The sequence below is a fragment of the Micromonospora sp. WMMA1996 genome (assembly GCF_002573675.1).
Lineage (GTDB): Bacteria > Actinomycetota > Actinomycetes > Mycobacteriales > Micromonosporaceae > Micromonospora > Micromonospora sediminicola.
In genome coordinates, this window is the sequence record NZ_PDHU01000001.1 from 3,527,040 (window position 1) to 3,533,255 (window position 6,216).

Here is a 6,216-nt window from a genome sequence, read left to right on the forward strand (position 1 = left end):
AGCGGCGCCGGCAGCAGATCGAGGGCGGGTGATGACTGGGCGTTCGCAGGGGGTCATTCTTAACCCACGGACGCGCGGGTGTGAAGACACGACTGCGCTCCGTGTCCGTCGACGGTGGCCGGTCGACGTCCCCATCGGCGCGCGGTCACGCCGCCGGACGCGACTCGGAGCGCACCGCCGGATCCACCACCACGGGCAGGCCACGGTGCGCGCGGAAGGCCAGGTTGGGCCGGAAGACGCGGTCACCGCGAGGCGCCGGACGCAGACCGGGCAACGCCGAGGCGAGGCGGGTGAGGGCGACACCCGCCTCCAGCCGGGCCAGCGCCGCACCGATGCAGAAGTGCGGCCCGTGCCCGAACGAGAGGTGGTCGTGCGCGTCCGGCCGCCCCGGGTCGAACCGGTCCGGGTGCCGGAACACCGACGGGTCCCGGTTGGCGGCGCCGATCAGCAACAGGCACCGCGCGCCGACCGGTATCGTGACGCCACCGAGCGTGACCGGCCGGTTCGTGATCCGCAGCCAGCCGTCGATGGCGGGCGCGAAGCGCAGCGTCTCGGCGAGGAAGGCCGCGACCTCGTCGGGCCGCTCGGCGAGCGCCCGCCACCGGTCCGGGTCGGCCAGCGCGTGGTCGAGGGCGTGGGCGAGCAGCCCGGCGGTGGTCTCGTGACCGGCCACCAGCAGGTTGAACACGATGCTCGACACCTCGGCGACGGTGAGGACCGCGTCGTCGCCACCGCGGTACGCCAACAGCTCGTCCACGTAGTCGTCACCGCCTCGACCGTTCGCGCCGTGGTCGTCGAGCCGGCGCCGGACCAGGTCCTGGCAGTAGCGCCAGAACTCCAGCAGCCCGCCCGCCAGACGGACCTGCTCGGCCGGGTCCGGCCGCCCCCAGACCAACGCGATCTGCCCGTCCGCCCAGGCCCGGATCCGGGGCACGTCCCGGGCGGGCACGCCGAGGATGTCGAGCAGCACCAGCAGCGGCAGCTCGGCGGTGAACCCGGTGACCAGGTCCACCCGCTCGCCGGCCCGCGCGGCCAGCCGCGCCACCAGCTCGTCCACCCGGCGCCGGACGATCCGCCCGTACCGCTGCTCGACCCGCTCGGTCGTGTTGGCGAACGTGACGCGCAGCGCCCGACGGGTGCGCGGGTGCACCGGCGGGTCCGCCGCGGCCGTGGTGGGCGGGGCGTCGATCTCGGCGACCAGCGCCAACGCCTCGGGGCACATGTCGTAGACCGGGGCGAGCGTGAGGGCGTTGCCGAACGTACGCGCGTCGGCGAGCGCCCGCCGCACGTCGGCGTGCCGGGTGATCAGCCACAGCCCCAGCTCGTCGTCGTGGTGGACCCCGCCGCCGTCGGCCAGCAGTCGCGCCCACACGCCGGACGGGTCGGTGAGATAGGCCCCCGTGAACGGATCCAGTCGCATGGCCGCCTCCTCACGTACCGGTCACTTTCCTTACCGTGCGCTATCGGACGAACACGCGTCAACATCCGTGGACATCGATATATTTCTGCCGCTCGCGCGCAATCTGCACCCCGCCCCTTGCCCCCTGCGCCTCCCTTCCGGCGGTGAGGGGCGGGGGTGGCAGGATCGGGAGGTGCGCGCGGTGGTGATCGAGGAGTTCGGGGTGGCGCCGGAGGTCCGGGAGGTGCCGGATCCGGCGCCGACGCCCGACGGGGTGGTCGTGCGGGTCGCTGCGACCGGGCTCTGCCGCAGCGACTGGCACGGCTGGCAGGGCCACGACCCGGACATCCGCCTGCCGCACGTGCCCGGGCACGAGTTCGCCGGCGTGGTCGTGGCCGTCGGCGCGGAGGTGCGCGGCTGGCGGCCCGGCGACCGGGTCACCGCGCCGTTCGTCTGCGCCTGCGGGCGCTGCCCCTCCTGCCTCGCCGGCGACCAGCAGGTCTGCGAGCGGCAGACCCAGCCCGGCTTCACCGGCTGGGGGTCGTTCGCCGAACACGTGGCCGTGCGCGACGCCGACGTCAATCTGGTCCGGCTGCCGGACGACCTGGACGACCTCACCGCCGCCGCGCTGGGCTGCCGGTTCGCCACCGCGTTCCGGGCCGTGGTCGGGCAGGGCCGGTTGGCCGCCGGGGAGTGGGTGGCCGTACACGGGTGCGGTGGGGTCGGCCTGTCCGCGGTGATGATCGCGGCGGCGAGCGGCGCCCGGGTGGTGGCGGTCGACGTGGCGCCCGCCGCGCTGGAGCTGGCCCGGCGCTGCGGGGCCGCGGTCTGTCTCGACGGCGCCGCGCTGGGCGGCCCCGGCGCGGTGGCCGCCGCGGTCCGCGAGGCGACCGGCGGCGGCGCGCACCTCTCGCTCGACGCGCTGGGCAGCCACGCCACCTGCGTCGCCTCCGTCGAGAGCCTGCGCCGGCGGGGTCGGCACGTGCAGGTCGGGCTGCTGCCCGCGGCGCAGGGCCGGCCCGCCCTGCCGATGGACCTGGTGATCGCGTACGAACTGGAGCTGCGCGGCAGCCACGGCATGCCGGCGCACGCCTACCCGGAGATGCTGCGCCTGGTCACCGGCGGGGTGCTGCGCCCCGGCGAGCTGGTCACCCGCACCATCGACCTCGCGGCGGCGCCGCAGGCGTTGGCCACCATGGACCGTCCGACCGCCGCCGGGATGTGCCTCATCCGTCCCTGACACGACCGCGGGCCGGCCCGACGTCGGGAAACCCCGACGCGGACCGGCCCGCGACCGACCGGCTCAGTCCGTCACGGTCACCGAGACGGTACGGGGCGGCTGCTGGTACTGCCCGTGGTTGTCCATGCCGCGGATCGTCACCGTGTACGTGCCGGCCGGGATGACCGGTGACGTGTACGCGAAGTTCGACCCCGGCGAGCCCGGGCTGGTGAGGAACGCCGCGATCCACGGGTAGTTGCCCGCCGTGCCCGGCTTGCTGAACGTGCCGGACGCGTTCATCCCCTGCCCGGCGGTGTTCGCGATCTGCAGCTCCACCCGCTGCATCCCGACGTCGTCGACCGCCCGGCCGCTCACCACGATCCGGCCGCCGGTGTAGGCCTGCCCCTCGACCGGGGTGACGCTCGGCTCCAGCCTCGGGTCCAGGTCACCCGGGTAGACGAGGTACCGGGCGGTGGCGCCGGTGGTCGACCCGTCCTGCTGCCCCGCCGTGTCCACGGCCCACGCCTCCACGGTGAACGTGCCCTTGGTGGGCAGGTCGATCGCGAGCGTGAACGCGGTGCTCGTCGCGCCGGGCGCGGCCAGCGTCGCGTCGACGGTGGCGAACGCCGCCGCCATCGTGCCGTTGGGCTGCACGTACCGGCCGGTGTCCAGGTCGCGCAGCGCCACCCGGACCGCCCGTACGCCCTTGTCGTCGGTGGCGCTGCCGCTCAGGTCGAGGTGCAGCCGGTCGACGTCCTGGTTCACGCCGGTGAAGCTGAGCAGCCCGTTCGGGAAGGCGTCGCCGGGCACCTGGGCGGTGACGGTGAGCCGGCCCAGGTTGCCGGTGGACGTGGTCAGGCCCAGCTTGTCGGTGGCGCGTACCCGGAAGTCGTAGACGCCCGGGGTGAGCGGCACGGTGGTGAAGGACCAGTCGAACGTCGCCGCGTCGAGGTTCAGCGGGGAGATCCGGTGGTACGCGGCCACCGAGTCGGCCCCCCAGGTGCCGTCCGCCGCCAGCGCCTCGCGGGTGGTGTTGTTGCGCAGGTAGATCTCGACCGACTTCAGGGCGTCGTCGTCGCTCGCCCGGCCGGCGAACGTGACCGTGGCGCCCGGCGCGACGGTCAGCGGCGCGGCGGCGGTCGGCGGCGTCATCGCCACCGGCGCGGTGATCGCCACGGTGGGCGGGACGCCGGTCGCGGAGACCGTCCAGTCCCGGGTGTCGCCGCGCAGGTCGCTCTGCCCGGCGGTGTCGACGGCGGTGGCGGCCATCCGCCACTGCCCCTCGGCCGGCAGCGTCACCTCGAACTGCCAGGTGGTGGAGACCGCGCCGATCACGTCCGGCTCACCCCGGAAGGTGTTGTAGACCGGCGCGACGGTGCCGTCGTCCTGCAGGTAGCGGTTGTCCGAGGTGCGGAACGAGTAGACCAGCGCGTTGACGCCCTTGTCGTCGGTGGCGGTGCCGGTCGCGACGAAGCTCTTCGTCGCGAGCAGGCCGGCGACCGGCGAGCTGATCCGGGTCGACGGCGGCAGGTCGTCGAAGCGGAACGCCTCGATCTTCTTGATCGCCTTGGTGGTGTCGCCGGCCTTGTTCCGGTCGAACGTCTTCGCCTGCAACTGGTATTCGCCGGCGGGCAGGGACACCGGCAGGGTCCACGTGGTGGAGGTCGCGTTCGGGCTGGCCAGGGTCGCGAGGACACTGTTCGACGCGCCCCAGGTGGTCAGGTCGTCCTGGAGGTACTTGCGACTCCTGCGGTCCTGGATCTCCACCTGGACCTTGGCCACGCCGGCCGGGGCGAGCGCCTGGCCGCCGATGGCGAAGGACTCGCCGGCCTGCTTCACCGCGCCCTCGATCGGCGTGGTGATGGTGGTGTCCAGCGGCGCCGGCGCGGGCTCCCTGGACAGGTCGAAGAACGCGACCCGGCCGGTGGTCTTGCCACCCTTGGTGTTGCCGTCACCGCCGACGAGCAGGCCGCGCGAGGTGGCCAGCATCGCCTTCTCCCCCTCGTACGAGTTGGAGCCGGGGTTCCACTCCAACGCCGTGCCGGTGATCGGGTCCAGCGCGCCGAGGTGGTCGCGGCGCACCACCTGGTCGCCGAGGCCGTAGCCGCTGAGCCCCTGACCGGTGCCGTAGCCGACGTTGTCCAGGCCGGGCCACGGCACGTTCGAGGTGGGCGACTCCTGCCAGCTGAAGTGCCCGCCGACGTAAACGGCGGTGGCGGTGATCGCGACGGAGTAGATGCTGTCGAAGTGCCGCGAGATCCAGAGCGGCTCGACGTGGTCGTTCCCGGTCAACGGGTACGCGATGGCGGTGTCGTTGATCGGCGGACGGTCGCCGCCCGAGCCGCTGGTGACCACGAAGTACGAGTCGTCCGGCGCGATGTCGCCGCCGAAGACCCGCTGGATCCCGCCGACGAAGGACAGGTTGTCCTCCCACAGCCGGGTACGCCAGGGCAGCAGGGCCTTGCTGGCCGTACCGATCAGGGCCACGCCGTAGCGGTCCTGCCCGGCGATCTGCCGCCCGGTGTGCACGACCAGCAGCTTGCTGCGGTCGTGGGTGAGCTTGAGCTGCTGCACGGTGAGCATGCCGCCCACCCCGATGCCGCCGGTGAGCGGCAGGTTGAACGCGGTGTCGACCGCGCCGCTGGTGGGGTTGAGCGCGACCAGGCCGCTGCGGGCGACGCCGTTGACGGTGGCGAACTGACCACCGACGTAGACGGCGGTGGGGCTGACGGCCAGCGCGGTCCCCCGCGCGCTCGCGTTCGCGGTGAACGCCGCGACCGGCGCGCCGGTGGTCGGGTTGAGCCGGGCGATCTTGCGCTTGGTGACCCCGTTGATCGTGTTGAACGAGCCCGTGATGTAGAGCGAGGACCCGTCCGGCGACGCCTCCACGGCGGCGACCGCGCCGTCGATGGTCGGCCGGAAGCCGGTGTCCACCTTCCCGGTGTCCAGGTTGTACGAGGCCAGCGACTTCTGGGCGATCGCCGTCCCGCCGACGTTCGCGATCGAGGTGAAGGTGCCCGCGATGAAGACGCGGTTGCCGATCACCTCGATGTCGGTGATCTCGCCGTTGGTGATCTGCGGCGTGTCGGTGCGGGGCGTGGACGGCACCAGCCGGGTGTCCCCGGGGGTGACCTGCGCCCTGGTGGCGACCGTACGGGCGGCGCCGATCGCCGCGCTGCCACCCAACGTCTCCGCGCCGCCGCGCCCGGTGGCGCCGGCGTCCCGGACGGTGACGGTGCCGGCGATCGCCGGCACTCCGGCCACCACGACCGCGCCGGCGGCGAGCACCGCGACCGCACGACTCCAAACTCGCATCGAGACAACTCTCCCTGTCCGCCGGGACGGCGCCCTCGGGTGGTTCCCGAGTCCGTCCGTCCGCGTGCCGGACGTCACCGTAGGAGGCAAGGACTTCTCGCGATACGCCGCCGCACCGGTAATCGACCGCCAGACATCAATTCCGCCCACACCGGTGGCCCCCCTCCACCGATCGGCCACCCCACCCCACCCCACCCACCCCGTCGATCATGAAGTTGACCGCTCGATCCGCCCGTTTTGTCGCCGCCAACCTCATGATCGACGCCACGGTGGCGGGTGAGGT

3 protein-coding genes are annotated in these 6,216 nt (G+C 73.5%); 1 reads left to right on the forward strand and 2 read right to left on the reverse strand.

Features of this window, described 5'->3' with window-relative positions:
* Positions 1 to 145 precede the first annotated feature (145 nt).
* Positions 146 to 1,420, reverse strand: a complete 1,275-nt coding sequence (locus tag COO58_RS16090; RefSeq protein WP_091578770.1) for a cytochrome P450 — start codon at positions 1,418 to 1,420, stop codon at positions 146 to 148.
* 172 nt (positions 1,421 to 1,592) lie between these two features.
* Between COO58_RS16090 and COO58_RS16095 the strand changes: the two genes are divergently transcribed.
* Positions 1,593 to 2,639, forward strand: coding sequence for a zinc-dependent alcohol dehydrogenase family protein (locus COO58_RS16095; RefSeq protein ID WP_098745560.1), 1,047 nt, complete (start codon positions 1,593 to 1,595; stop codon positions 2,637 to 2,639).
* A 63-nt stretch (positions 2,640 to 2,702) separates the two neighbouring features.
* Here the strand turns inward: COO58_RS16095 and COO58_RS16100 are convergent, their stop codons facing one another.
* Complete coding sequence (locus COO58_RS16100) at positions 2,703 to 5,933, reverse strand: Ig-like domain-containing protein (RefSeq protein ID WP_098745561.1); 3,231 nt, start codon at positions 5,931 to 5,933, stop codon at positions 2,703 to 2,705.
* Positions 5,934 to 6,216: the final 283 nt, after the last annotated feature.

Excerpts from the sequence above, each read along its gene's own strand:
- COO58_RS16090 (WP_091578770.1), bottom strand. The coding sequence starts at position 1,420 with ATGCGACTGGATCCGTTCACGGGGGCCTATCTCACCGACCCGTCCGGC.
- COO58_RS16100 (WP_098745561.1), bottom strand. The coding sequence starts at position 5,933 with ATGCGAGTTTGGAGTCGTGCGGTCGCGGTGCTCGCCGCCGGCGCGGTC.